The organism is Roseovarius sp. (genome assembly GCF_018066915.1).
In the GTDB taxonomy this organism is placed as follows: Bacteria; Pseudomonadota; Alphaproteobacteria; order Rhodobacterales; family Rhodobacteraceae; genus Roseovarius.
In genome coordinates this window covers 14,858-41,020 of the sequence record NZ_JAGPVV010000177.1, presented here as the reverse complement: position 1 = coordinate 41,020, position 26,163 = coordinate 14,858, and the positions used below count along the sequence as shown (strand labels likewise).

General features: G+C 62.3%; 27 protein-coding genes and 1 pseudogene. 10 read left to right on the top strand and 18 right to left on the bottom strand.

Annotated elements, in window-relative coordinates:
- Together KBT70_RS09740 and KBT70_RS09735 are read right to left on the bottom strand one after the other, a co-directional pair.
- Window positions 1–442 (bottom strand): annotated as a pseudogene (locus tag KBT70_RS09740) (glycine cleavage system protein T); the annotation flags it as partial.
- Between the two features lie 160 nt (window positions 443–602).
- Window positions 603–1,094: an Lrp/AsnC family transcriptional regulator gene (locus tag KBT70_RS09735; RefSeq protein ID WP_296632055.1), complete on the bottom strand. Its 492-nt coding sequence runs from the start codon at window positions 1,092–1,094 to the stop codon at window positions 603–605.
- A gap of 233 nt (window positions 1,095–1,327) precedes the next feature.
- Here KBT70_RS09735 and KBT70_RS09730 point away from each other — a divergent pair, with 233 nt between their 5' ends.
- The 3 genes from KBT70_RS09730 (at window position 1,328) to KBT70_RS09720 (ending at window position 3,645) form a co-directional block, all read left to right on the top strand.
- Window positions 1,328–2,287, top strand: a complete 960-nt coding sequence (locus KBT70_RS09730; protein ID WP_296632052.1) for a DUF808 domain-containing protein — start codon at window positions 1,328–1,330, stop codon at window positions 2,285–2,287.
- A gap of 79 nt (window positions 2,288–2,366) precedes the next feature.
- The gene (locus KBT70_RS09725; RefSeq protein ID WP_296632048.1) at window positions 2,367–3,245 is read left to right on the top strand and encodes a phosphotransferase; all 879 of its coding nucleotides are present in this window, start codon (window positions 2,367–2,369) and stop codon (window positions 3,243–3,245) included.
- Between the two features lie 157 nt (window positions 3,246–3,402).
- Window positions 3,403–3,645: a hypothetical protein gene (locus KBT70_RS09720; protein WP_296632045.1), complete on the top strand. Its 243-nt coding sequence runs from the start codon at window positions 3,403–3,405 to the stop codon at window positions 3,643–3,645.
- A gap of 79 nt (window positions 3,646–3,724) precedes the next feature.
- On the opposite strand, the gene KBT70_RS09715 is transcribed toward KBT70_RS09720, so the two are convergent.
- Both KBT70_RS09715 and KBT70_RS09710 read right to left on the bottom strand, forming a co-directional pair.
- Window positions 3,725–4,534: a polyhydroxybutyrate depolymerase gene (locus tag KBT70_RS09715; protein WP_296632041.1), complete on the bottom strand. Its 810-nt coding sequence runs from the start codon at window positions 4,532–4,534 to the stop codon at window positions 3,725–3,727.
- A 108-nt stretch (window positions 4,535–4,642) separates the two neighbouring features.
- Window positions 4,643–5,458: a cyclase family protein gene (locus tag KBT70_RS09710; RefSeq protein ID WP_296632033.1), complete on the bottom strand. Its 816-nt coding sequence runs from the start codon at window positions 5,456–5,458 to the stop codon at window positions 4,643–4,645.
- Window positions 5,459–5,562: 104 nt separating this feature from the next.
- Between KBT70_RS09710 and KBT70_RS09705 the strand changes: the two genes are divergently transcribed.
- Both KBT70_RS09705 and KBT70_RS09700 read left to right on the top strand, forming a co-directional pair.
- Complete coding sequence (locus KBT70_RS09705; protein ID WP_296632030.1) at window positions 5,563–5,829, top strand: hypothetical protein; 267 nt, start codon at window positions 5,563–5,565, stop codon at window positions 5,827–5,829.
- A gap of 11 nt (window positions 5,830–5,840) precedes the next feature.
- Window positions 5,841–6,422 (top strand): DUF1523 family protein, encoded by a 582-nt coding sequence (locus tag KBT70_RS09700; protein ID WP_296632027.1) that lies wholly within the window; start codon window positions 5,841–5,843, stop codon window positions 6,420–6,422.
- 17 nt (window positions 6,423–6,439) lie between these two features.
- Here the strand turns inward: KBT70_RS09700 and KBT70_RS09695 are convergent, their stop codons facing one another.
- The 8 genes from KBT70_RS09695 to KBT70_RS09660 form a co-directional block, all read right to left on the bottom strand.
- On the bottom strand, window positions 6,440–7,312 hold the full coding sequence (locus tag KBT70_RS09695) for a DmsC/YnfH family molybdoenzyme membrane anchor subunit (RefSeq protein WP_296632022.1): 873 nt from the start codon (window positions 7,310–7,312) through the stop codon (window positions 6,440–6,442).
- Window positions 7,312–8,094 (bottom strand): 4Fe-4S dicluster domain-containing protein, encoded by a 783-nt coding sequence (locus KBT70_RS09690; RefSeq protein WP_296632019.1) that lies wholly within the window; start codon window positions 8,092–8,094, stop codon window positions 7,312–7,314. Before KBT70_RS09690 ends, KBT70_RS09695 begins: the two co-directional genes overlap by 1 nt.
- Entirely contained in the window at window positions 8,091–8,240 is a 150-nt protein-coding gene (locus KBT70_RS09685) for a hypothetical protein (protein WP_296632016.1), read from the bottom strand. The genes KBT70_RS09690 and KBT70_RS09685 overlap by 4 nt, the downstream gene beginning before the upstream one ends.
- The gene (locus KBT70_RS09680) at window positions 8,237–11,056 is read right to left on the bottom strand and encodes a molybdopterin oxidoreductase family protein (RefSeq protein ID WP_296632013.1); all 2,820 of its coding nucleotides are present in this window, start codon (window positions 11,054–11,056) and stop codon (window positions 8,237–8,239) included. Before KBT70_RS09680 ends, KBT70_RS09685 begins: the two co-directional genes overlap by 4 nt.
- 137 nt (window positions 11,057–11,193) lie before the next feature.
- Window positions 11,194–12,354, bottom strand: coding sequence for an acetate/propionate family kinase (locus KBT70_RS09675; protein ID WP_296632010.1), 1,161 nt, complete (start codon window positions 12,352–12,354; stop codon window positions 11,194–11,196).
- Window positions 12,355–12,357: 3 nt separating this feature from the next.
- Window positions 12,358–14,133 carry a sulfoacetaldehyde acetyltransferase gene (gene xsc, locus KBT70_RS09670; protein WP_296632007.1) on the bottom strand — a complete coding sequence of 592 codons (1,776 nt, stop codon included), beginning with the start codon at window positions 14,131–14,133 and terminating at the stop codon, window positions 12,358–12,360.
- Between the two features lie 232 nt (window positions 14,134–14,365).
- Window positions 14,366–15,847 carry a PLP-dependent aminotransferase family protein gene (locus tag KBT70_RS09665; protein ID WP_296632004.1) on the bottom strand — a complete coding sequence of 494 codons (1,482 nt, stop codon included), beginning with the start codon at window positions 15,845–15,847 and terminating at the stop codon, window positions 14,366–14,368.
- A 107-nt stretch (window positions 15,848–15,954) separates the two neighbouring features.
- Window positions 15,955–16,638 (bottom strand): helix-turn-helix transcriptional regulator, encoded by a 684-nt coding sequence (locus KBT70_RS09660; protein ID WP_296632002.1) that lies wholly within the window; start codon window positions 16,636–16,638, stop codon window positions 15,955–15,957.
- An 80-nt stretch (window positions 16,639–16,718) separates the two neighbouring features.
- On the opposite strand from KBT70_RS09660, the gene KBT70_RS09655 reads away from it, so the two are divergent.
- From KBT70_RS09655 to KBT70_RS09640, 4 genes are all read left to right on the top strand, one after another.
- Window positions 16,719–17,024: an NIPSNAP family protein gene (locus KBT70_RS09655; protein ID WP_296631998.1), complete on the top strand. Its 306-nt coding sequence runs from the start codon at window positions 16,719–16,721 to the stop codon at window positions 17,022–17,024.
- A gap of 238 nt (window positions 17,025–17,262) precedes the next feature.
- Window positions 17,263–17,610 (top strand): antibiotic biosynthesis monooxygenase, encoded by a 348-nt coding sequence (locus KBT70_RS09650; protein ID WP_296631995.1) that lies wholly within the window; start codon window positions 17,263–17,265, stop codon window positions 17,608–17,610.
- Window positions 17,611–17,790: 180 nt separating this feature from the next.
- Entirely contained in the window at window positions 17,791–18,270 is a 480-nt protein-coding gene (locus KBT70_RS09645) for a hypothetical protein (protein WP_296631990.1), read from the top strand.
- A 68-nt stretch (window positions 18,271–18,338) separates the two neighbouring features.
- The gene (locus KBT70_RS09640; protein WP_296631987.1) at window positions 18,339–18,689 is read left to right on the top strand and encodes a RidA family protein; all 351 of its coding nucleotides are present in this window, start codon (window positions 18,339–18,341) and stop codon (window positions 18,687–18,689) included.
- 100 nt (window positions 18,690–18,789) lie between these two features.
- Here KBT70_RS09640 and KBT70_RS09635 read toward each other — a convergent pair whose 3' ends face one another.
- A complete protein-coding gene (locus KBT70_RS09635) occupies window positions 18,790–19,563 on the bottom strand; it encodes an SDR family oxidoreductase (RefSeq protein WP_296631984.1) in 774 nt (257 codons plus the stop codon).
- Between the two features lie 6 nt (window positions 19,564–19,569).
- Window positions 19,570–20,910, bottom strand: a complete 1,341-nt coding sequence (locus KBT70_RS09630; RefSeq protein WP_296631981.1) for a UDP-glucose/GDP-mannose dehydrogenase family protein — start codon at window positions 20,908–20,910, stop codon at window positions 19,570–19,572.
- Between the two features lie 133 nt (window positions 20,911–21,043).
- Between KBT70_RS09630 and glmM the strand changes: the two genes are divergently transcribed.
- Window positions 21,044–22,384 (top strand): phosphoglucosamine mutase, encoded by a 1,341-nt coding sequence (gene glmM / locus KBT70_RS09625; RefSeq protein WP_296631978.1) that lies wholly within the window; start codon window positions 21,044–21,046, stop codon window positions 22,382–22,384.
- 161 nt (window positions 22,385–22,545) lie between these two features.
- On the opposite strand, the gene rpsA is transcribed toward glmM, so the two are convergent.
- The 4 genes from rpsA to KBT70_RS09605 all read right to left on the bottom strand — a co-directional run bounded on the left by rpsA (window position 22,546) and on the right by KBT70_RS09605 (window position 26,070).
- On the bottom strand, window positions 22,546–24,225 hold the full coding sequence (gene rpsA, locus KBT70_RS09620) for a 30S ribosomal protein S1 (RefSeq protein WP_296631975.1): 1,680 nt from the start codon (window positions 24,223–24,225) through the stop codon (window positions 22,546–22,548).
- Between the two features lie 227 nt (window positions 24,226–24,452).
- A complete protein-coding gene (locus tag KBT70_RS09615; protein WP_296631972.1) occupies window positions 24,453–24,881 on the bottom strand; it encodes a pentapeptide repeat-containing protein in 429 nt (142 codons plus the stop codon).
- Window positions 24,882–24,955: 74 nt separating this feature from the next.
- Entirely contained in the window at window positions 24,956–25,345 is a 390-nt protein-coding gene (locus tag KBT70_RS09610) for a DUF4168 domain-containing protein (protein ID WP_296631970.1), read from the bottom strand.
- 116 nt (window positions 25,346–25,461) lie between these two features.
- Entirely contained in the window at window positions 25,462–26,070 is a 609-nt protein-coding gene (locus KBT70_RS09605; protein WP_296631967.1) for a d(CMP) kinase, read from the bottom strand.
- Window positions 26,071–26,163: the final 93 nt, after the last annotated feature.

Genomic DNA, 26,163 nt, shown 5'->3' with positions numbered 1-26,163 from the left:
CCTTGATCGTGACATCCAGCCCGGAATGCACGGCCACGCCCTGCGCCCAGAGAAGAATGTCGCTATCAGCCAGCGAAATCCAAAAGTGGTTTTCGGCCAAACGCAGCAGGATCGGATCGTTGAGAATACCGCCATCCGCATTGGTGATCAGGATGTATTTGCATTGGCCCACGGCCATCTTGGACAGGTCGCGCGGGGTCAGCATCTGGACAAAACGCGCGGCATCGGGGCCGGTGATCTCGACCTGACGCTCGACCGCCACATCGCAGACGATGGCGTCATTCACGAGGGTCCAGAAATTCTGCTCCGGATCGCCGAAATCACGGGGGATATACATATGATTGTAGACCGAAAATCCCTTGGCGCCCCAACGCACTGTGGCGTCGAAATAAGGGGATTTGCGGATCTGAGTGCCGAACCCAAAGTCGTCTGCGTGCATCATGGTTTTCGCCCTTGCTGTCCCGTCGCGCCATCAGCGGCGGACTGTCTGAAACTGGCGATCTTCTAGGGCCAAATGATGCTGCAAATCGGACTGAAAAAACGATCCGCGCAGACTGAACAGGCTGATTTTTGGTCGTGAACGGGCTGCCCGGTCGGGCGGATCATTTGGCGTCCTTCGCCGTCAGAATCGCAAGGTTCGGCGGACCGGATTTGACCCGGCGCGTGGCGATATAAGTCATGTAGCGGTCGATGCCCAATTCACCCGCAAGCATGGCCTCCATCACGCTCTGGAACCGCGCGAGGCTGGGGCAAATGACCCGCATGACATAATCCATGCCCCCACCTGTCGCGACGCATTCAGTGATCTCGTCCCGCGCACGAACAAACCCCTCGAACCGGTCGAAATCCGATTTGCGGTGATGGGTGAGCGAGACGGTCACGACGACCTCGGAGAAGTCGCAGATCTTTTCGAGCACGAGGTCCGCGTGATAGCCGCGAATGAAGCCTGCGGCCTTCAGCCGGTCGAGACGCGCCCAACAGGGGGTCGGGGAAATATTGGCAATCTCGGCCAACCGGGTCTTGCTCAGGGGGCCATGCTGCTGCACCGCATGCAGAATGCGGATATCCGTCGCATCAAGCCCGAGCCGTTTCATCCGTGGTTAACCCCCTTGCCAGAACAGAGCCACAGGCATGGCGCAGGATCACCCCTGCGCGGTTCACCCTATCGCGCATATCCGTGCAACCTCGTCATTTTGCAACCTGTTTTGCCGCAAAAGCGACGCGCTTTTCGGTGCTTTGATCTGGTCCTGACGCATGTGATTGAACACCGGACCCTTTCCTTGGTAGAGGTCGACGGCAATCAGGTCAAACGAGGGCGGAGACAGTCATGAGCGGATTACTGGCGCTATTCGATGATGTGGCCGCTATCGCCAAGCTGGCCGCGACGCAACTGGATGATGTTGCGGCTCAGGCAAGCAAGGCCGGGACCAAGGCCGCCGGTGTGATCATCGACGATGCTGCCGTCACGCCGAAATACGCCACCGGCCTGCCTGCTGCGCGCGAGTTGCCGATTGTGTGGAAAATCGCCCGCGCGTCCTTTTTCAACAAGCTTGTGATCCTCTTGCCCGTGGCGCTGCTGTTGGATGCCTTTCTGCCATGGATGCTGACTCCGCTATTGATGATTGGCGGTGCTTATCTGTGTTTCGAAGGGGCTGAAAAGGTCTGGCACCTGATCATGCCGCACAAGGAGCATGGCCCGCAAGAGGCTGACACCCTCGAAGCGGCACATCTCGAAGAGCAGCGCGTCAAAGGGGCGATCAAGACCGATTTCATCCTGTCAGCAGAGATCATGACCATCGCCCTGTCGCAGATCGACAGCGGCACCTTCTGGATAGAGGCAGTTGCCTTGGCCATGGTGGCCATCGGCATCACCGTCTTGGTGTATGGGGCTGTGGCCATGCTTGTGAAGGCGGATGATGTCGGCCTGCATCTGAGCATGAGCGGGCGCTTTGCCCCCACGCGGGCGGTGGGGCGGGGCATTGTCCGGTCCATGCCCGGTGTCTTGGTGGGGATCGGGGCCATCGGCACGGTGGCAATGCTGTGGGTCGGCGGCAGCATCATCGTGCATGGGCTGCACAGCCTTGGCTGGCATCTGCCCTATGAGCAGATCAAGCACGCGGCGCAGGGGGCGGCAGAGATGGCCGGCACGATGCCAGGTCTGGTGACATGGGTTGTCACGGCGGGGCTGGACGGGATTGTCGGGCTGGCCACGGGTCTTGCACTCATTCCGGTTGTCACGCGCGCGCTTGTTCCGGTCGCCGGGTGGCTCTTTCCCGAAAAGTCGTGACCGTGACGGCCTCTCTTGTGGCGGTGTCCGCCGCCCCTGAGCCTCTTCCAACTTTCCTTGGCTTGCACGGTGGCACCTCTTGAGACACGGCTCGGCAGAGATGACGCAATCGGGGGTGCGCGAGGCACTCTTGCGTCGTGGTCTGGCGCAGCCCGGTGCCCGTTGGACCAAGCTGCTTGGCGGGCGCAGCAATCAGAGCTGGCGCGTGGACGCGCAAGAGCAGCCCATTGTCGTCAAGCTCTTTGCTGCGGGGTCCGACAATCCCCTGTTTCCCAATGACCCGGCGTCGGAGGTTGCCAGCCTCAGGCATCTGGAAGGCACACATCTTGCGCCTGTCTGGCTTGATGATTTTTCCACGGAGGCCGGGTATTGCGTTGTCTATGGGCATGTTCCGGGGGAGACTTGGCAGGAAGGCGCTGCCGAGATTGCAGCACTCCTGCACCGGGTTCATGGGCTGATCGGGCCGGACCATCTGCGCAGGGTGCCCGATGGCAGCGCAGAATTGGTGCAGCAGACCGAGGCGATCCTAGACCAATGTGCCCCTTCGGATGCAGAAATGCTCCGAAAACTGCAACCCGCCAGAGTGATCGCCGCGTCAGGCCGCCAATGCTTGCTGCACGGCGATCCAGTGCCCGGCAATATCGTAGGCACCCCCGGCAATTGGTGGCTTATTGATTGGCAATGTCCGGCGCTCGGCGATCCGTGCGAGGATATCGCGCTGTTCCTGTCGCCCGCGATGCAACTGGCTTATCGCGGGGCACCGCTGTCGGTTGGCGAATCCCAGAGCTTTCTGGCGGCCTATCCGGACGGGGACGCCATCGAACGCTACCACTCCCTTGCAGGATTTTACCACTGGCGGATGGCGGCCTATTGCCTGTGGCTCGATTCGCGCGGAAATTGCTCTGCCCGCGAGGGTGCAGAGGCAGAAATCGCCGCGATGACAGAAGCATGCCCCTGAAATCGCATAAAAAGTAATCACTGCGTTGCAGCGATACCTCTATGAGGCGAGATTGGGCGCATGGCGAAATTTCAGGTTTCCTTGGACCTTGAGCTATGGCATAAGGAACCCCAAGTCCTTTTGGGATGTTACGGTCCATAATGGATAGGAGAATGAAATGAACAAGATTACGACTTTTGTCGCTGCTGCCGCTCTGGCCGCTTCCGCCGCTGCTCCGGTTCTTGCTGAAGAAGCAAAAACCAATGCTGACCCGTTTGTGTCCACCCAAGGTCAGGGTAACGGCTTGGGTCTGGGCGTTAACACTGGCACCGCTGTGGCGGTGGTTGCAGGTGCGATCATTGTTGGCGCGGTTGCCGCTGCGGGTGGCGATGGCTCGTCCTCCTCGACGACCACCAACTGATAGCGGCTCGGCGTTTTTACGAACGTCAGACTGTATACCTGATACGAAAAACGGGCCTTATGGCCCGTTTTTTGCGTTATCAGGGATAGGATGGGGGGAGACCCAACAACTCGTCCAATTGCCGCGCGATCCAACCGCGCGGGATGAAATGACCGCGGCTATGAACGTCGAGCATCACTTTGCCCTCGGCACAGTCCTCCCATGAGGTGCGCTGAAAGCTGAGCGGTTCTGTCACGCTCCAGTCCCCACGTGACACGCCGGGCTCGGTGCAATCCAACCTGTCACGCCAGAGTTTGACCGGCCATGTTGTCTCGCCCTCTGGACCAAAGGGGAAATCCATGACTGTGTCAGAGGTGCCGTGGACGTGGCGAATCTCTTGCGGGGCGGTCGCGCAGGTTTCCGATTGGCGCAAGGTCCCCGAGATGGCCAGCAGGGCAGCGACCCATTCGCCCCTCTCACACACATAGCGCCAGGCCATCGCGGACCCATAGGAATAGCCCGAAACGAAGAGGCGGGAGCGGTCTATCGGATAGCGTGTGGCGGCATCCTCGATCACGGCGGCGGCAAAGGCTACATCATCGGTTTGGGCGGTCCAAAAATCCCATGTCCGGCCCTCGCCATTGGGGGCCAGCAACAGCACGCCGCGCTGCCGTGTGGCACCCGCGACGCGAGGATGTTTGACCACGACCGAGCCTTGCCGCTTCCAGCCATGAAAATGCAACAGCACGGGAAGGGCAGTTTTTCCGTCCCAGCCATCCGGTTCCAGCACATGATAGGACCACGTGCCCAAGGGGCAGGGCACCTCGGCATGACAGGGCTCTGTTGTTGCCTCAAGGGCGAGCGCCAGACCGGGCCAGAGACAACACAGCAGGAACAACAGGGAACGCATGACATCTCCGACAAGTGACCTGCGATCAGACTATGCACCGCGTCTGAAATGTCATGTCACAAGGGTGTCAGGATGGGCCCCGAACACTCTGTGCCGGGGCCTTAATAGTCAGATCAACGCAAAGATACGCGCAGGCCCCCCAGAGCCGCCGCGATGTTTGGGCGCGCCGATCACGATGGTTGCCCCGGCGGCGGGCACCTTGTCGAGATTGGCCAGACATTCGATGCCGAACCGGCCCGTCGGCAACCAGGCGTAATGGGTGGCGAAATCGGCGGAGGGGCCGTGATCGAGCGACAGCGTATCGCTGGCAATCGAGCGGGCACCGGTTTCCTCGATCAGCATCTGCGCCGCCTCGATGTGAAAGCCGGGATAGTGCTGTTTCTCGCCATCAAAGCCGCGAAAGGCTTCGGTGCCGGTCTTGGCCCCCCAGCCGGAATGCAGCGCCACACAGGCCCCATCGGGGATCGGGCCATGGGTTGCAATCCATGCCTTGAGATCGTCAGGGGTGAGCATCGTGTCGGCATCCTGCGCCGCGCGGGCTGCGATATCCACCACACAGAGCGGCGCGACCAGATCGCCCACGGCGATTTCATCGACCGACGCCCCATCCGCAGAAAAATGCAGCGGGGCATCCACATGCGTGCCCGTGTGTTCGTTGACCGTCAGCGTCATCAGGTTAAAGCCGTTTTCGGCAAAGTTGAAATTCTGCTCGGTCGAGATGCCGGGCGCACCGAAATAGGTGGGAAAATCCGCGTCATAGGTATGGGTCAGGTCCTCGACCTTGGCATGTCCATTCGCCAGAGCGGGCGTGCCGCCAAGGGGCGAGAAGGCGGCGGCCGCCCCTATCCCCGCTGCGGCGGTGAAAAAGCTGCGGCGCGACAGCATCCTGTCCTTGACCGCGTTGATGATACAGGCGTCACACATGGCATGTCCTTTCGGGTTTCGGTGCATATGGGGTGCAGCCTAGCATGATTCTGCGGTATGCAAGGGGGCGGCTTTGGTCGGAACTTGAAAACAAGGAGCATGCCATGGTGGCGCTGATGCGCTTGCTGATCTTTGGGTTGATCGCTCTGACGGTGCTCTATCTGGCGATTTCCTGGTACTCGCGTTCCGTTCGGCGGCAGAAAATGGAGCGCGATTGGGAAGAGGCGGGTCGTCCCGGCGACAGGAATGCCTATATAGAGGCTGGGATGAAGCAATATGAGCACTCGCTGCGCAAGCGGCTGATCTGGCTGGTCTATATTGTTCCGGTGACGACGGTGGTGGTCATCATATATCTGACGAACTTCATGTAAGGGGGCCGACGATGGTCTATGTCAAATGGGTGTTCTGGGGTCTGTTCTGGACCTGCGTGATTGCGTTTCTGCATTACACGCTGCCGCAGCATGATGTGGTGCGGATCACGGACACCTATGAAAAGCGGGTCAATCCGGGGGATAATTCGCTCTTCTGGTCCAATGCGGATACCGGAGAGGACCCGACGGCGACCGAACGGGATGTGTTCTTCATCCAGACGTTCCGCGCCAATGACAAGCCGATGATCTACCGCAACGAGGATACGGGCTGGGGCTGGCCACCCTATTTCAAGTTCGATACCTCGAATTTGCAGGCCGAAGCCTCGGACATGATGTCCAAGAAAGCCGCCGAGAATGCCCAGTGGGTCGTCGTGCGCCACTATGGCTGGCGGGTAGAGTTTTTCTCTATATATCCCAATGCCGTCAGCATCTGGCCGGTTGCGGGGCCGGATGTGCGGATCATTCCATGGGTCAAGATTGTGATCCTCCTCCTGCTTGCCGCATCTGCTTGGGCCATCCGGGTTCGCTGGCGGCGGTTCTGGGAGGGGCGTCAAGAGAAGGGCGACACGGAATGGAGCGTCGGGCGCGGATAAACCCGCGCCCCCCGGTTTCAGCGTTTGCCGTAGTAGAGACCCACGACATGCTCTGCCTCGGCAAAGAACAACCAGCGTGATGCCGCGATCCCTGCGACATGCGCGATGACCGCAACCAAGGCGAGGGCATGGCTGAACGGCACCAGCAACAGCAGGATGGGCAGGGCATATCCCAAGCCAAAGGCAATGCCGCGCAGTTTCAGGGCGTGTTTACGCCCAACCTGAAAGACCAGTTCACGCAAGAGGTAGTTTGGCCCGGTATGGGGTGGCTCAAACGCGCGGACAGAGCCGATATGCCCGAGGCCCGTTGCTGTCGCCATATCCGTGCCCGAGGCGGCAAAGGCACCATCGCCGCGCACCCACCACAGGATTTGCAGCACCCCTGCAATCGGGATCAGGATCAGCGCCGCGCTGACCTGTCCCGCCAAGAGCGCGCCCCCCGCCAGTGAAATCGCGATCAAGAGCGCGGGTGTCAGAGGCGTTTTCCAGCGCGGCACGGTTTTCAGTTGGGCATAGATCATCGACGTGGTGAACACGGTGCCAAGAGCGAGCGCCGTGCCGAGCCAGCCCAAGAGCGCCAGACGTTCGTCAAAGAACACAAGCCCGGCGCCGTAAATCCCCATGACGACAAGCGCCGCGACTGCGCAGACGCCTTCACGGCTCAGCCAGCTTGATCGCCATTGGCTAAACGCCTTCCACGCCCGTTCAGGATGCCCGAGGTGAAAGGTCGAGGCCATCAGCCCGCCCACGGCCAGTGCATAGCCGATGGCGAAAAAGACAAAGGCAACCCAACCCGAGACCGCAGGCAGGCCCAGACCCAGCCAAAAAAGCAGGCCAAAGCCCAAGCCCGAGAGTGTGGTAAAGACGATGACGGAAGGGGCTGGATGCATCAGAGCTTCTCCAAGGTCTTGTCGAGCCAGCCAAGGAAGCCCTTGGGTTCCTCAATCACGGGGGCGAGGAACGGCGCCAGAATGTCGATCTCGCCCACCGGCTTGGGCTGGTCGAGCCGGTCCTTGGGGCGCGGCGGCAGGTATTTGTTGACGGGTTTGGTGGCCTGCTCTGGCATGAGGTCTAGGCCGCCGCGTTCGGCGGTCAGCTTTGAGACATTGCTCTCGGGGTCCGCGAAATCGCCGAAATGGCGGGCACCGGCGGGGCAAGTGCGCACGCAGGCAGGCACGCGGTCGACCTCGGGGAGGTTCTCGTTATAGATTCGGTCCACGCAGAGGGTGCATTTCTTCATCACGCCTTCGGCCGCGTCCATTTCGCGCGCGCCATAGGGGCACGCCCAGGCACAGAGACCGCAGCCGATGCAGTCGGTTTCGTTGACCAGAACGATCCCATCCTCGACCCGTTTATAGCTGGCGCCCGTGGGGCAGACGGTGACGCAAGGCGCATCCTCGCAATGCAGGCAGGATTTGGGGAAATGCACCAATTGCGCGGCGGGGTGCGGCATAGCCGAGGTTGCCAGCGGCTGGGCCTCGTAGCTGTGAACGCGGTTGAGGAACGTGCCCGATGGGTCCGCGCCGTAGGGCTGCTGATCACTGAGGGGTGCGCCGTAATTCTCGGTGTTCCAGCCCTTGCAGGACACGACGCAGGCATGACAGCCGACGCAGGTGTCAAGGTCGATCACAAGGCCCAGCTTGCGGGTGGTGGTTTCGGGAAGCGTTGTCATGCGCGGCGCTCCTCACTGTTATGGGGCCGGATGCTTACCGGCTCTTCCCGGCTCTTGTCCCATGTGGCGATGAACCAGATGAACGAGCCGACGCTGAACGCGACAAAGGCCAGAATGGCCAGCAATGTCAGGGTTTTGCCGCTCATTTCCCGACCTTCCATTTCAGGTTGTCAGGACCCTTGCCCACTGGCGATTTGATCGGCGCAAAGGCGGGCTGTGCTTCTTGGGGTGGCGTGGCTTTCTCGATCTTGACGCGCAGATCGAACCACGCGGCCTGTCCGGTGATGGGATCGGAATTGGACCATCTCAGACCATCCCCCTTGGGCGGCAAAAGCTCGTGGATAAGATGGTTGAGCAGAAAGCCGCGCGTGGCCTCGGGGGCATCCTCGGAGAGCGCCCAAGCGCCCTTGCGCTTGCCGATGGCGTTCCATGTCCAGACCGTGTTTTCGTTGAGCGCGGCCATGTGGGCCACGGGCACGGTAATCTCGCCATGGGCAGAGGTGACGCGTGCCCAATCCCCGTCGCTGAACCCGTGTTTCTCCCAGAGTTTGGTGGGCAGATAGAGCGGATTTTGTCCGTGGATCTGGCGGAGCCATGCGTTTTGCGTGCCCCAAGAGTGATACATCGCCATCGGGCGCTGTGTCAGCGCGTGGACGGGGAATTCATCGGGGTCGACATGCGTGTCCTCGAAGGGAGGATACCAGATTGGCAGCGGGTCCATCGTGGCCTTGATCCGATCGCGCAGGTGGTCGGGGGGCTGGCGGGTGCCATGCCCCTCGGCGGCCAGTTGGAATTTGCGCATGGTTTCAACGTAGAGATCAAACACATAGGGCTGCGGCGTGTCAAAGAGGCCCATGCCGACGGCCCAGTTCTGATAGGCCATGTTCCACGGTTTGTAATACTGCGCGCCGTCGGGGATGTGGCTGACGAAAAAGCCGCCGTTCTCGATATAGCGGTCAAGCTGCTCGGGATTGGGGGCGCCGCGCCCGGTCTCTGTGCCGTCGCCGCGAAAGCCCGAGAGCGGGCCGATTCCGGGCTTACGCTCGTGATTGACGATGTAATCGGCGTAATCGGTGTACTTGGCCGCGCCATCCTCGGCGGTGAAGCCGGGCAATTTCAGTTTATTGGCCAGTTGCACCAGCACGGTTTGAAAGCCGCGCACATCGCGGTCGGGTTTGATCACCGGCCAGCGGATCGCATCGGCGGCGGCATCCGCCTCGCAGATTGGGCGATCCAGCAGCGAGATGCAGTCGTGGCGTTCCAGATAAGTGGTGTCGGGCAGGATCAGATCGGCATAGGCGACCATTTCAGAGCTATAGGCATCCGAATAGATGATGCGGGGGATGACATAGGCGCCGCTCTCATCCTTGTCCGTCAGCATCTCGATCACGCCGCGCGTGTTCATCGAGGAATTCCACGACATGTTGGCCATGTACATGAAAAGCGTGTCGATCTTGTAGGGATCACCGGCATGGGCATTGGAGATGACCATATGCATCAACCCATGCGCCGACATCGGGTTTTCCCAGGTAAACGCCTTGTCGATGCGGGCGGGCGTGCCGTCAGGCTTGAGCGCCAGATCCTCGGGGCCGCGCACAAAGCCCAAGTGCGGGCCGTCGAGCGGGCAATCGGGCTGCACGCCGCAATGCGGTTTGGGATGGGCGGTGATGGGCTTGGGATAGGGCGGTTTGAAGCGGAAACCGCCGGGCACTTCGACCGTGCCGAGCAGGATTTGCAGCACATGCAGGGCGCGACAGGTCTGGAACCCGTTGGAATGGGCCGAAATTCCACGCATGGCGTGAAAGCTGACGGGGCGGCCGGTCATGGTCTGATGGGTCTCGCCGCGGAAATCGGTCCATTCGTGGTTGAGCGTGATCGCCTCGTCAAAGGCCACGCGGGCGATTTCGGCGGCGATGCGGCGGATCTTGTCAGGGGTGATGCCGCAGCGCGCCGAGACCGCTTCGGGGGCATATTGCGGATCGAGATAGCGTTCGGCCATCAGGTGCATCACAGGGCGATGCGTGATGCCGTCGGCCACATATGTGGCGCTGAGATCAGGACGCACTCCGGGTGTGTCAAAGGCGGTGAGCTGGCCGGTCTTGCGGTCGATCACCAGTGGTTTGCCATCGGCGTCACGCAGGAAAAGCCCGTGTTCGGGCGATTTGGGGTCGGCATTCATCAGAACAGGGGCATTGGTGTAGCGGGCGAGGTAATCGAGGTCAATCTTGCCTGCCTGCATCAGTTCGTGAATGAGAGACAGGATAAAAAGTCCATCTGTTCCGGGGGTTATGCCCACCCAGTCATCGGCCACGGCGTTGTATCCCGAGCGGATCGGGTTCACGCCGATGACGCGCGCGCCCCGCGCCTTGATCCGACCAATGCCCATCTTGATCGGGTTGCTGTCATGGTCTTCGGCCACGCCGAAGAGGATGAAAAGCTTGGTATGATCCCAATCCGGCTGGCCAAATTCCCAGAATGCGCCGCCCATGGTGTAGATACCCGCCGCCGCCATGTTGACCGAGCAAAATCCGCCGTGTGCGGCATAGTTGGGTGTGCCGAAATTCTGCGCCCAAAAGCTGGTGAAAGACTGTGATTGATCGCGCCCTGTGAAGAACGCGAGCTTGGACGGATCGTTATGGCGGATCGGTTCGAGCCAGTCAGTGGCGATTTGCAGCGCCTCGTCCCAAGAGATTTCCTGAAACTCGCCCGAGCCACGGGGGCCGACCCGCTTGAGCGGCGCGCGCAGGCGCGAGGGGGCGTTGACCTGCATGATACCCGCCGAGCCCTTGGCGCAGAGCACGCCCTTGTTCACTGGGTGATCGCGATTGCCCTCGATATAGGCAACCTTGCCGCCCTTGAGATGCACATTGATGCCGCAGCGGCAGGCGCACATGTAACAGGTGGTTTTGCGCACCTCATCCGAGACATGCGGCGAAGTGTCGATGCGGGGCTGATGTGTCATGGCTGGCCTTTTCCTCCGTCGGCGTCACGTTATGGCAGAAAGCACCAGTTCGCGACCATCTTCTCGTTTGTTTTCATTTCCTGAAAACATGTCTCGGAAATTCCGAATTTACAGGTCTGTTTTCCCGATATGAAGCCTCATTCGTGCGATAGAAGGCGCTGTGCATCGCCCGCGATCATGCGTTCCTCTTGGGCCGGGACGATCCAGCAGGCGATGTTCGAGCCGGGGGCGTGCAGGCGGGTTGCGCCCGTTGCATTGGCGCGGGCGTCGATCTGCGCCCCGAGCCAGGCCAGTCCGTCCATGATCCGGGCGCGCACGGGGGCCGCGTTTTCGCCGATGCCGCCGGTAAAGGCCACGGCGTCGAGGCCCCCCATTGCGGCGATCAACGATCCGGCGTGGCGGATGGCCCAGTAGCAGAAATGCTCGACCGCGAAGGCGCTTGCCGGGGAGGGGTCAGCGAGCAGCGCGCGCATATCCGAGAGACCGCCTGAGAGGCCGCGCAGCCCGCTTTCCTTGTTCAAAAGCGTGTGGGTGGCCGCGATGCCATCCTCCTCGGCCAAGCGCAGCACCGCGTTGCCGTCGATCATGCCGGTGCGGGTGCCCATGGTCAGCCCCTCAAGGGGCGAGTAACCCATTGATGTGGCGATAGATTGCCCGTCACGAATGGCGCAGATCGACGCGCCGTTGCCAAGGTGAAGGGCCAAGAGGCGCGCCGGCAGGGGCGTGCCGGTCAGGGCGGGCAGGCTGTCGACCAAAGAGGCATAGGAGATGCCGTGAAAGCCATAGCGCCGGATGCCGCGCGCCTCGATCTGCGGCGGCAGGGCGTAGCGGGTGGCGACCTCGGGGTTGCTCGCGTGAAAGGCGGTGTCGAACGCGGCCACCTGCGGCAGTTCGGGGGCAAGCGCGGACAGCGTTTCAATCGCGGCGATGTTGTGTGGGTTGTGCAGCGGGGCAAGCGGCGTGCAGGCTTTGATCGCGGTCAGCACCGCAGGCGTGAGGCGCGTGGGCTGGGTCAGTGCGGTGCCACCATGCACCACGCGATGCGCGGCGGCGGCAAAGCGATTGATGGGAAAGCCTTGGGTTTCAAGTGCTTGCAGGATGGCGTGCAGGGCTGTGGCGTGGTCAGGGAAGTCCTGAGCAGTTTTCACATCACCCAGTTTTAGGGTGCCGGGGCCGCCGATCCCATCGGCGATCCCGGTCAGGATTTGGGTGAGCGTGCCGTCAAAAACGGCAAGCTTGATCGAGGATGACCCGGCATTCAGGACCAGAATGAGATCGCTGTTGCCGGGTCTCGACATGGGTCAGACCTGCTGCTCGCGCATGTCGGCGGGGTTGATCCCGGCGACGGCCACGGGCTTTTTCATTGCGTCGCGGCGGAAGGGCTCGCCCAGTTCCTGATTGATCATGGCCTCGATGAGGGTGGTCTTGCCATGCTCCATCTGGTCCTTGATCGCGGTGTTGAGCGCGTCGGTCAGTTCCTCCATCGTGCGGGCGATGACACCCTTGAGGCCGCAAGCCTGTGCAATCCCGGCATAGCTGACCTGCTGATCCAGCTCTGTTCCAACGAAATTGTCGTCAAACCAAAGGGTTGAGTTGCGCTTTTCAGCGCCCCACTGGTAATTGCGGAACACGATCTGCGTCACGGCGGGCCATTCCGAGCGGCCGATGGCGGTCAGTTCATTGACCGCGATGCCAAAGGCGCCGTCGCCCGCAAAGCCCACCACGGGAACATCCGGACAGCCGATCTTCGCGCCCACGATGGAGGGCAGGCCATAGCCGCAGGGGCCAAAGAGGCCGGGGGCGAGGTATTTGCGGCCTTCTTCGAACGACGGATAGGCATTGCCGATGGCGCAGTTGTTGCCGATGTCGGACGAAATGATCGCCTCGCGCGGCAGGGCGGATTGGATCGCGCGCCATGCCATGCGGGGGCTCATCCAATCGGGTTTATCGGCGCGGGCGCGCTCGTTCCAGGTGGTGCCGGGATCGTCATCCTCGTGGTCCATCGAGCTGAGCTGTTGTGCCCATGTCGATTTTGTCTGCGCAATCAGAGCCTTGCGGTCTGCGCGGTCGGTGTCGCCCGCGCTCTCGCCCAATTTGGCGAGGATCGAGGTGGCGACCTTTTTGGCGTCGCCGACGATGCCCACGGTCACTTTCTTGGTCAGGCCGATGCGGTCGGGGTTGATGTCGACCTGAATGATCTTGGCCTCTTTGGGCCAATAGTCGATGCCATAGCCCGGCAGGGTCGAGAAGGGATTGAGGCGCGTGCCAAGGCAGAGCACGACATCGGCGCGCGAGATGAGTTCCATCCCCGCCTTGGAGCCGTTGTAGCCCAAGGGCCCGGCGAAGAGCGGATGCGAGCCGGGGAAGGCGTCATTGTGCTGATAGCCCACGCAAACCGGGGCATCGAGACGCTCGGCCAGTTGGCGCGAGGCGTCGATGCCGTCCGCCAACACCACACCGGCCCCGTTGAGGATGACGGGAAACTTGGCCTCGGTCAGAAGTTTGGCCGCCTCGGCAATCGCGGTCTCGCCGCCGGAGGGGCGTTCAAATTCGACGATGGCGGGCAATTCGATGTCGATCACTTGCGTCCAGAAATCGCGGGGCACGTTGATCTGGGCCGGCGCAGAGGCGCGTTTTGCCTTGAGAATCACACGGTTGAGTGTTTCGGCGATGCGGGTGGGATCGCGCACCTCTTCCTGATAGGCGACCATGTCTTCGAACAGTTTCATCTGTTCGACCTCTTGGAAGCCACCCTGACCAATGGTCTTGTTGGCGGCTTGCGGGGTCACGAGGAGGAGGGGGGTATGGTTCCAGTAGGCGGTTTTGACGGCGGTCACGAAATTGGTGATGCCGGGGCCGTTCTGGGCGATCATCATCGACATCTTGCCGGTGGCACGGGTGTAGCCATCGGCCATCATGCCGGCAGAGCCTTCGTGCGCGCAGTCCCAAAAGGTGATCCCGGCCTTGGGGAAAATATCCGAAATCGGCATCATGGCAGAGCCGATGATCCCAAAAGCGTGTTGGATTCCATGCAGTTGCAGGGTTTTGACAAAGGCCTCTTCGGTGGTCATCTTCATCGGCTGGGTCCTCTGGGTCGGGCGCGCGGTGGCGGTTAAGGGGATATCTCAAGCGAAACTAGCGGTCTGTGAGGGTTACTTCTAGGGCCAGAAGGTGATGTAGGGTAAGACCAGAGTAATTTAAAAATGAGAACTCAGGTATCAAAAATCGAGGATATGTATTGGATCATTATCTTTGAGAGGCGATCGCGGCACATCCAAGCCTATGAAAAAAAACACAAAGAGTGCCAATCTAGCCCTGTGGCGTCAACTCTGGGGTCAAGGCCAATTCCCGGGCAATGTGGGCAATCCCCTGCGGGATGCGGTCCGAGGGGATCGAGGAATAGGCGAGGCGGTAGAAATTGCGGGGTCTGTCGCTGCCGTGAAAGAACGGGTGGCCCGGTTCGATCAGCACGCCCGATTTTCTGAGGCTGCTGTCGATCTGGCCCATGTCGATGTGATCCGGGGCCTGCATCCAGATGGAAGAGCCGCCAAAAACACCGCGCCCGGCGATGTCGAGGCCGTGTTCGGCCAGTGCGCTCTCCATCACGCTGCGGCGGCGGGCAAAGACCTGACCCATCCGGCGCACGAGGCTGTCGTAGTGCCCAAGCGAGAGGAAATAGGCCGCCGTGCGTTGGATATGGCCCGGCGGATGGCGCAGAACCGAGGCGCGCAGGGCCCGGCACTCGCGGATAAACGATTTGGAACCAACAAGATAGCCTAGGCGTAAGCCGGGGAAGATCGACTTGGAGAAGGAGCCCACATAGATCACCCGCCCCTCGGTATCGAGAGATTTCAGAGCCGGGAGAGGGGCGCGGAGGAAGGAGACCTCGAACTCGTAGTCATCTTCGACGATCAGCGCCTCCATCTCGGCGGCGCGGGTGAGCAGCGCCTTGCGCCGTGCTAGGGGCATGGTGGCATTGGTGGGGGCCTGATGGCTGGGCGTGGTAAAGATCACGTCGGCCGCATCGGGCAGGTTTTCGGGCGGCAGACCGTCGCGGTCTACGTCCACCGGCATCAGATGGCAGCGGGATTGCATGAGAATGTCGCGCAGGGCGTGGTAGCAGGGGTTTTCGATGGCTGCGGTGCGGCGTTGGGTCAAAAGCACCTGCGCGGTCAGCCACAAAGCGTTCTGCGCGCCCATTGTGACAAGGATTTCATCGGGTTGCGCGATGATGCCGCGGCGCGGCAAAGTGTGGCGGGCGATAAACTCGATCAGCTTGGGATCGTCCTGATCGTAGTAATCGGCGGTGAGCGCCTGAAAATCCTTGGCCCCAAGGGCCTGAAGCGCGCAGTGACGCCAGTTGGCATGGTCAAAGAGCGCTGGATCGGTCTGGCCATAGATGAAGGGATAGGGGTAGCGCGCCCAGTCCTGCGGCTTTTCGGGCGTGTCGCCACCCGTGAAGCGGCGGCCAAGCGCGCGGGACCAGTCAATCGTGTCGCCGCGTGGCGCGGGCGCGGTGAACGCCGGAGGTTCTGGTGCGTTTTCAGAGACATAGTAGCCAGAGCGGTCCCGCGAGGCGAGGTAGTCATTGGCCTGCAACTCGGTGAGCGCCAAGGTCACGGTGATGCGGCTGACGCCCAGATGCGCGGCGAGTTTGCGGGAGGAGGGCAGTTTCTCGCCTTTGCGAAAGCGGCCTGACAGGATGCCCTGCGCGATCATCTGCTGAATCTGCGCCTGAAGCGTGCCCTCGGCCTCGGGGGCAAGAAAGAAGGTTTCGACCGGAATCGCCATGGGGACAGATTAGACTGGACTTATCATCCTTGCAATCTGGTCTGGTTTGGGGCGTGGCGTGGAATTGTAAGCTCTGTAAGGTCTGTCAGGGGATTTTGTAAGGTCGCTCAGGGCGCGGGAAAGAGGCTGTCAAACGCGGCTGTGCCCGCCGGGGAAAAGCGGACGATCCGGGTGCCGGAGACACGCTTTGCCCAGCCTTGAGATTCGATATGCGTGAGCAGGCCGCGCCCCAGACGCCCGGCCAGATGCGCGCGGCGTTCGGACCAGTCGAGACAGTCGCGGCAGAGGGGCGTGCGGGGAGAGGGAAGGCGCGTCACGTCAAGCCCGAGAGTGGCGATGAAGCGGTGGCCGCTGTCGGTGAGCGTGAGGGTCGTGTCATCGTGGTGGAGATAGCCACGGGCGCGCAGGCTGTCATACATCCGGGTGCCCATGTCGCCCGCGAGGTGGTTGTAGCACACGCGGGCGCGGCGCAACTCGGGGTCGCGGGGGCCGGGGCGGGTGCGCAGATGGCCTGCTCCGGCCGCAAAGCCCATCAGGGTTTCGAGAAGATGCGCGACGTCCTCCGAGGCAAGGCGGGTGTATTTGTGCCGCCCCTGCCGCGATTGGGTGACGAGACCGCCGGTTTCCAGCCGCGCCAGATGGGCGGAGGCGGTTTGTGCGGTCACGCCCGCCTCGGCCGCCAGTTCGGTGGCGGTCAGGGCCTTGCCGCTCATCAGGGCGGTGAGGATATTGGCGCGGGCCGGGTCGCCGATGAGGGCGGCAATGCGGGCGATGTCGGGACCTGTTTTCATAGTTCGATAGTAGCCGAAGCATTAACGCCGCGCAATCGGGTAGATCGGGGGCTGCAACCATTTGGAAAGGAGTGCCTGACATGCTCACATGTGTGATTCGCTATCATATTGATCCAACCAAGAAGGAGGCATTTGCACAGTATGCCCGCAACTGGGGCGAGGCGATCCCGCGCTGTGGGGCGGATCTGATCGGCTATTATGCCCCGCATGAAGGCAGCAGCACGCTGGCCTATGGCATTTATAACATCCCCTCTCTGGCGGCGTATGAGACCTATCGCGCGCGGCTGGCCGATGATCCGCTGGGGCGCGAGAATTATGCGTTCGCGCAGCGCGAGCGGTTTTTGTTGCGCGAGGACCGCGTTTTCCTCAAGCTGGTAAGCGGATGAGGCCGGTGGAATTTGTCGCGGCGACGAGGGTCCGCCCAAGCGGAAGGCCGAGGCGGGATGCCGTGGAAGCCGTGGCAGAGACATGCCGCCGAAGCGGATTGCTGGGGCAGCAGGCCGTGGAAGCCGTGGCGGAGAGCCGCAGGAATAGGCTAAGGCTGGCAGCCAAGGCAAGCGGTCAAGGCATAGAGCCAAGGCGCGCGGCCAAGGGAAACGGCGCAGCCAAGCGGGAGGGCGTGAGATGATTGCAGTAATATTCGAGGTGATCCCCGGTGAGGGACAAAAGGAGCCATATCTGGAAATGGCGGCCAAGATGCGGCCATTGGCCGAGGCGATCCCCGGCTTTATCAGCGTTGAGCGCTTTCAGAGCCTGACCAACCCCGGCAAGCTCTTGTCGTTGTCGTTCTGGGAGGATGAGGCGGCGGTGATCCGGTGGCGGCAATTGGCGGCACATCGCGGTGCGCAAAAGGCCGGGCGCGAGGTGATGTTTGATGATTACCGGCTGCGCGTGGTCAGCGTGATCCGGGATTACGGTATGAATGAGCGGGACGAGGCGCCCGAGGATAGTCGCGCGGCGCATGGGGCGTGAGGCCGCTTGCGCGGCGGATCAAGGACAGAGGAGGACCATCGGCGACAGAGGGCGGCAGGCAGAGAGGGCGCAGGAGTGGCGGAGGCGACGCGCGCCTGACACACTCTTCGCCAAGCTGTGATTTGAATGTGCGAGTCCATGCCGTTAGCCAGAAGGTGTTTGGAACGGGGATTGGTTCATATGGCATTGCACGAGAAAATCATTCTGTCACCGCAGGACAAGCTGGATGCGCTGGCGGTTCTGGTGCTGCGGCTGGGGTTGGCGTGGTTCATTTTCCTCTGGGCGGCGCACAAGATCATCACGCCGGGGCAATATCAGGACCTTGCGCGCAATATCGACAAGATCGACGTGAGCCTGAGCCAAGTGTATCTGGCCGGGGGCGCGCAGATTGTGCTGTGCCTGTTGGTGGCGCTGGGGGTGCTGCGATACTTTTCCTATGGCAGCCTGCTGATCATGCATTTCTTTACCGTGACGCGGCGCTGGGAAGGGTTCTTTGACCCTTTCGCCGTGAATGACCGGGGATTTCCCGTCAATCGCAACCAAGTGATTGATCTGGCGGTGTTGGCGGCCTTCATCGCGCTGGTTCTGCTGATCCGGCGGGATCATTTCAGCGTCAGCGGCTGGCTTGCGCGGCATGACCGGGCGCGGTGGTGGATGTAGCGATTGGCACTGGCGCGGGTTGGTCGGGCTGCCTAAAAGGGGCGGGACCATATCTGAAAGGACATCCCATGAGTGAGATTACCCGTCTTCATACCGGCCCCCGCATGAGCCAAGCGGTTGTGCATAACGGCATCGTCTATCTGGCAGGCCAGGTTGGCAAGCCCGGCGACAACGTGACCGAGCAGACCAAAAGCTGTCTGGCGCAGGTCGATGCGCTGTTGGCCGAGACCGGGAGCGACAAGACGCGCATCCTGCAAACCATCGTCTGGCTGGCCGATATGAAGGATTTTGCCGAGATGAATGCGGTCTGGGATGCTTGGGTGCCGCAGGGCCACACACCCGCGCGCGCGGCCGGTGAGGCCAAGCTTGCGACGCCGGACTATCTGGTCGAGTTCATCGTGACGGCGGCGCAGAAGTAAGAATTTGCCCGATCTTTGCGTCTTTTGATGCGCGTCCCGGGCTTGACGGGCAACATGAACCCGCCTCGGAGTGATCCGGGGCGGGTTTTTCTTGCGCGCCTCAGCCGCGCAGAGCGGGCAGGCCGATGCCGGTGGCCTCGAACCCGCCATCGACGGCGATGATCTGGCCGGTGACATAGCTGGAGGCTGGAGAGCAGAGGAAGGTGATGACAGAGGCGATTTCATCCTCGCTGCCATAGCGGTTGAGGGGGATCGCGTCATGGTAGGCGGCGATGATGTCGGGGGTATGCACGGCCATGGCGAGCTTGGTCGCGACCGGGCCGGGGCAGACGCAATTGGCGCGCACGCCGAATTCGCCAAGCTCTGCCGCCTGTTGCAGGGTCAGGTGTTTGACGGCGGCCTTGGAGGTGCCATAGGCGACGCGCAGGGTCGAGGCGCGCAGGCCCGAGATGGAGGCGATATTGACGATGGCCCCCTGCGCCGCGCAGAGCGCATCGCGGAGCGCCTGAGACATCAGGAACACGCCGTCGAGATTGGTCTCCATCACGGTGCGCCAGCGGGCGAAATCGGTTTCGGCAAGGGGGCCGAAATCGGCCACGCCGGCGTTGTTGACGAGGGCATCGACAGAAGCGGCGGTGGCGGTCACATGCGCGGCCATGCGCGCCACCTGATCGGGCTCTGAGACATCGCAGAGCACCGGATCAACGCCCGAGAGTGCGCTTGCGGCCTCTTGCAGCGCGGGCGCGTCGCGGTCGATCATCACCACGCGCCAGCCCTGGGCCAGAAACTGCCGGGTGGTGGCAAGGCCGATGCCGCGGGCGGCGCCGGTGACAACGGCGGTTTTCGGGGCGGCGGTTTTCGGGGTGTCGGTCATCTTGGCTCAGTCCTGTTGCGGGGTGGCGTCATGGCGATAGGCGGGGCGGCCGATGCTGTCATAGGCGATGAAGCCCGCGCGTTTGGCATCCTTGACCGAGTAGATGTTGCGCAGGTCGGCCATGCGGGGGCTGGTCATCTTGCGCGCCAGACGTTTGAGGTCGAGGGCGCGGAATTCGTTCCATTCGGTCAGCAGGACCAGGAGATCGGCCTTGTTGGCGCATTTGTAGGGGTCGTCGTGCCAGACAACACCGGGCAAGAGCGCCTCGCCCTCGCGCTGACCCTGAGGGTCGGTCACGCGTACGCGCGCGCCGCCGCCGACAAGGGCGGGAATGATGGTGAGCGCGGGGGCATCGCGCATGTCATCGGTGTTGGGCTTGAAGGTGACGCCGAGGATGGCGATGGTCTTGCCGTTGAAGGAGCCGTCGCAGAGATCGAGCAGTTTGTCGATCATTCGGCGCTTCATCTCCTCGTTCACGGTGATGACCTTTTCGGTGATCTGCATGGGCAGGCCGTGGTCCTGACCAATGCGGGCAAGCGCCCGCGTGTCCTTGGGAAAGCAGGAGCCGCCATAGCCGGGGCCTGCGTGCAGGAATTTGTTGCCGATGCGCCCATCAAGGCCGATGCCGTGGCTGACCTGTTTCACATCCGCGCCGGTGCGTTCGCAGAGGGCCGCGATTTCGTTGATGAAGGTGATCTTGGTCGCGAGAAAGGCGTTGGCGGCGTATTTGATCATCTCGGCGGATTCGAGATCGGTGGTGACGATGGGAAAGTCGCGCAGGTAGAGCGGGCGGTAGATTTCGGCCATGACTTCGGCGGCGCGGTCGGTCTGGACGCCGACGACGACGCGGTCGGGTTTCATGAAATCGTCGATGGCCGCCCCTTCGCGCAGAAATTCGGGGTTGGAGGCGACATCGAAATCGAGGCTCGAGTTGGCCTTTTTGATCACCTTCTTGACGGCGCGGTTGGTGCCGACGGGGACGGTGGATTTGGTGACAATCACCACATAGCCCTTGGCGGCGCGGGCAATCTCTTCGGCGGCGGCCATGACATAGCTGAGGTCGGCGTGCCCGTCGCCGCGCCGGGTGGGGGTGCCCACGGCGATGAACACCGCCTCGGCCCCGTCGATGGCCTCGGCCAAGTCCGTGGTGAAGCGGAGGCGACCGGCCTCGACATTCTTGGCCATGAGGGCGTCAAGCCCCGGCTCGAAGATCGGAACCTCGCCGCGCAGGAGCATCGCGATCTTGTCGGGGTTCTTGTCGACGCAGGTCACGTCATGGCCGAAATCGGAAAAACATACCCCGGAGACAAGGCCCACGTAGCCCGTTCCGATCATCGCAATTTTCATGTTACATGCCCTTTGACGCAAAACCTCTGGATTTGACTGTATTGGTGGTCGAATCGGGTGTGTCAACGCGTTGCGGGGTCCTGTAGGGGAAAACGGGCACGCCTGTGGCGTTAGGTGGATAAGGAGAGACACGATGGGTGCAAAGCTGTTTGGGACGGACGGGGTCCGGGGGCAGGCCAACAGCTGGCCGATGACGGCGGATGTGGCGCTGCGGCTGGGGGCGGCGGCGGGGCGGTATTTCCGCCGCGACAAGCAGGAGCATCGCGTGGTGATCGGCAAGGACACGCGGCTGTCGGGCTATATGATCGAATATGCGCTGACGGCCGGGTTCACCTCGACGGGTATGAACGTGTTTCTGCTGGGGCCGGTGCCGACGCCGGCGATTGGCTATCTCACGCATAGTTTGCGGGCCGATGTGGGGGTGATGATTTCGGCCAGTCACAACCCGGCCTCTGACAACGGGATCAAGCTCTTTGGGCCGGATGGCTACAAGCTGAGCGATGAGGCGGAGGCGGGGATTGCGCGGCTGCTGGATGAGGGCACGCGGCTGGCCGCGCCCGAGAATATTGGCCGGGCCAAGCGGATCGAGGACGCGCGCGGGCGCTATGTGGAATATGCCAAGACCACCTTTCCGCATCGGCGGCGGTTGGAGGGGCTGCGGATCGTGCTCGATTGCGCCAATGGCGCGGCCTATCGCACCGCACCAGAGGTTCTCTGGGAATTGGGGGCCGAGGTGATCCCGATGGGGGTGGAGCCGGACGGGTTCAACATCAACCTCGATTGCGGATCGACCAAGCCGCAGGCCGCTGCGCGCCGGGTGCTTGAGACGCGGGCCGATCTGGGCATTTGTCTGGATGGCGATGCCGACCGGGTGGTGTTGATCGACGAACAGGGCCGGATCGCTGACGGGGATCAGTTCATGGGGCTGATTGCGACGCGCTGGGCCAAGGAAGGCCGGTTGGCGGGCAATACGCTGGTGGCGACGGTGATGTCCAATCTGGGGCTCGAGCGGCATCTGGAGACGCAGGGGATCACGCTCAAGCGCACGGCGGTCGGGGATCGCTATGTGGTCGAGGCGATGCGCGCGGGCGGGCACAATCTGGGCGGAGAGCAGTCGGGCCATATCGTGATGACGGATTATGCCACCACTGGGGATGGGTTGATCGGGGCGTTGCAATTTCTGGCGGCGATGATCGAGACCGGCGAGCGGGCAAGCCGTCTGGCGCAGGTGTTCGAACCGGTGCCGCAGAAGCTGATCAATGTGCGCTTTGCCAAGGGCAAGAACCCGATGGGATCGGATGCGGTGCAAAGCGCCGTGGCGGCGGCAGAAAAGCTCTTGGGCGGCGATGGGCGGTTGCTGGTGCGTCCTTCGGGGACGGAACCGATGATCCGGGTGATGGCAGAGGCGCTCAATCCGGCGGTGCTGGATCAGGTGATGGAGGCGGTTGTCGGGGCGGTGCGGCAGGAGAGTTGAGGGGGGATAAAATTGGCTTTGATCCCAAGCACCCCGCGCAGCGCAACGGATGCAGGTCGACACGAGATTGGAGCCTCCAAACGCAAAACGGCCCCGCCGGATCGGTGGGGCCGTTTCGTGTCTGACAAACAGCAACCGGCGGGGTGCCGGTTGCGGTCTGGTTAGCGGTCGCCCTTGAGGGCTGCGCCGAGGATGTCGCCCAGCGACGCGCCCGAGTCCGACGAGCCATACTGTTCGACGGCTTCTTTCTCTTCGGCGATTTCGCGGGCCTTGATCGACAGACCCAGACGGCGGGTCTTGGCGTCGACATTGGTCACGCGCACGTCGAGCTTGTCCCCGACCGAGAAACGCTCGGGGCGCTGTTCGGCACGGTCACGCGACAGGTCGGAGCGGCGGATAAAGGACTTCATGCCCTCATATTCCACTTCGATGCCACCATCCTCGATGGCGGTCACGGCCACGGTGATCACCGAGCCACGCTTGACGCCACCAACGGCTTCGGAGAACTTGTCGCCGCCCAGAGCCTTGATCGAGAGCGAGATACGCTCTTTCTCGATGTCGACTTCGGACACGACGGCATGAACCATGTCGCCCTTCTTGTAGTTCTGGATGGCGTCTTCGCCGCGCTCGTCCCAGCTGAGGTCCGAGAGGTGGACCATGCCGTCGATCTCGCCTTCGAGACCGATGAACAGACCGAATTCGGTGATGTTCTTGACTTCGCCCTCGACCTCGGTGCCCTCGGGGTGTGTTTCTGCAAACACTTCCCACGGGTTGCGCATGGTCTGCTTGAGACCGAGCGACACGCGCCGCTTGGCACCGTCGATTTCCAGCACCATGACTTCGACTTCCTGAGAGGTCGAAACGATCTTGCCGGGGTGGACGTTTTTCTTGGTCCAGGACATTTCCGAGACGTGAACCAGACCTTCGACGCCCGGCTCCAGCTCAACAAATGCGCCGTAATCGGTGATGTTGGTCACGCGGCCGGTGTGCACCGATTCGAGCGGGTATTTGGCGGCCACGAGATCCCACGGATCTTCTTGAAGCTGCTTCATGCCCAGCGAAATGCGGTGGGTGTCCTTGTTGATCTTGATGACCTGCACCTTGACGGTTTCGCCGATTGTCAGGATCTCGGAGGGGTGGTTGACGCGACGCCATGCCATGTCGGTGACATGCAAGAGGCCGTCCACACCGCCCAGATCGACGAAGGCGCCGTATTCGGTGATGTTCTTGACCACACCGTCGACGGTCTGGCCTTCGGTCAGGTTGCCGATCACCTCGGCGCGCTGTTCGGCGCGGCTTTCTTCGAGGATGGCGCGGCGCGACACGACGATGTTGCCCCGGCGGCGGTCCATCTTGAGGATTTGGAACGGCTGCTTGAGACCCATCAGCGGGCCGGCGTCCCGCACGGGGCGGACATCGACCTGAGAGCCGGGCAGGAAGGCCACGGCACCGCCCAGATCGACGGTAAAGCCACCTTTGACGCGGCCAAAGATGGCGCCATCGACGCGCTCTTCGTCAGCATAAGCCTTTTCAAGACGGTCCCATGCCTCTTCGCGGCGGGCCATCTCGCGGCTGATCACGGCTTCGCCCTTGGCGTTCTCGGCGGAACGCAGGAACACTTCGACCTCATCGCCGACGGCGATGTTGGGGGTCTCACCGGGATTTGCGAATTCTTTCAGATCAACGCGGCCTTCCATCTTGTAGCCGACGTCGATGATGGCCTGTCCCGCTTCGATTGCGATGACGCGGCCTTTGACAACAGACCCTTCCTCGGGTGTGTCCATTTCGAAGCTTTCGTTCAAGAGGGCTTCGAATTCCTCCATAGATGTATGTTGAGCCATGTGGTCTCTGGTTTCCTTTTAACGGTTTTCTGGCCGTGCGGTTGTCTCCGCCGGTCTTTCAGGGTTTCGTTGGTCGGGCGGGTCACAAAACAAAGAGGGCCGGTGGTTCCGACCCTGCTCGATCCCTTTGTCCTGTGGCCTTATTCGCCTATGGTGACAGGCGCGCGTATACAGGGGCTTGGCGGGATAATCAAGCCTGTCGGGATTCAGCGATCAGAGCGGGGCCGTTACCGGCAGCCTTCCCGGCTGAGTTCGCCGTCGGGCATCACGGTGTTGCACAGAATCGCCCCGTCAAAGCGGGCGTTGGTGATGTCGGCATCCTTGAGCCGGGCCCCGGACAGGTCCGCGCCGCGAAAGTCGGCGTCGCGCAGGGATGCGCCGACAAAGGTCGCGGCCTTGAGCGAGGCATCGCGCAGGTTGATGCGGTCGGCGCGGGCCTCGTCCAACTGGGCGAGAAAGAGGTCAGTGGTGGAAAAGTCGCTATCCTCAAGCGTGGCGCCAGTGAGGTTGGCCCCGATGAATGCCTGACCGGCAAAGGCGGCTTCTGTCAGATCGCAGCCGGGGCAAGAGCCGGTATCGCTGAGTTCGGTCGAATCGCTGAGGGCGGGGCTGGCCAATGCCATGAGGCAGGCGGCCAAGGCGAGGGGGCGGGTCATCGCAAATATCTCCGGGTCGTTCCAGTCAAAGGGTGAGGGAACCGGGGGCAGGAGTGCCCCCGGTGGGTCACAGGTTACTGGAGGGCTTTGTCCTTGGCCTGAACGCGCTTGACGATGCGCTGGTTCAACGCCTGATCCTCGCTCGCGGCCTGCGCGATTTCGAGATAGCTGTCCATGGTCAGGCCGTCGGTGGCTTCGATCACTTCGGTGATCTCGGCGTTGGCCTCTTCGACGATGGCGGCCTGCTGATCCTCGGTTTCCGCGCTCTGGAGGAGGGGGGTGTATTTCTCGCGCACGCTGGCCACTTCGAGCAGGGCATTGGTGAAGGCGTCAAGCTCTTGCGCGGAATAGTCCCCGGCCTCTTGCGCCGCGACGCTCTGGGCGGTGAAGACGGTCATCGGGGCCGCGGCGAGGGCCAAGGCGATGGCGGTGGTGGATGCGGTCAGTGTCTTTTGGAAGGACATGCTGCCTCCTTTCGGCTCTGGTTTGCGTTTGCAACAGGGCGGGCCTGTTGCAGACAAACCTAAGGGCCATGGCCGGGCATGCAACCCGGATGGGCGATATCTTGCCGGGAGGGTCCCTAGCCTTGGGCGGCGGTGACGATGGCGATGGCGCGGGCGGTGGCCTCTTCGATGGTCATCTCGGAGGTGTCGAGTTGCACCGCGTCTTCGGCGGGTTTGAGGGGGGCGGTGGCGCGGGCGCTGTCGCGGGCGTCGCGTTCGCGCAGGTCCTGGGCCACCTCGTCGAGGGTCACGGTATGGCCTTTGCCGGTCAGTTCCAGATGGCGGCGGCGGGCACGCTCGGCATCGGAGGCGGTGACGTAGAGTTTGACCTCGGCCTCGGGGCAGATGACGGTGCCGATGTCGCGCCCGTCGAGCACGGCCCCGCCCGCGCGCCGGGCAAAGGCACGTTGGAAATCGAGAAGCGCCTGACGCACTTCGGGGATGGCGGCCACGCGGCTGGCGGCCTGACTGACGTCGGGGGTGCGCAGGTCGTCGGCGTCGAGATCCTCGGGGCGCAGGGAGTGCGCCGCCTCGACCGGGTCGAGCCCCGTGAGCATGCGCCGCCCGGTTGCGCGGTAGAGCAGGCCGGTATCAAGATGGGCAAAGCCGAAATGCGCGGCCAAGGCACGCCCGATGGTGCCCTTGCCCGCCGCAGCGGGACCGTCGATTGCAATGGTGAATGCCATGGGCTGCCCTTTCGTGGTCGAACCCTCTGCCTAGCCGATTGGGGCGCGGGCCTCAAGCATCGCTTGACGCGCGGGCGGGGCCAAGGCATCACG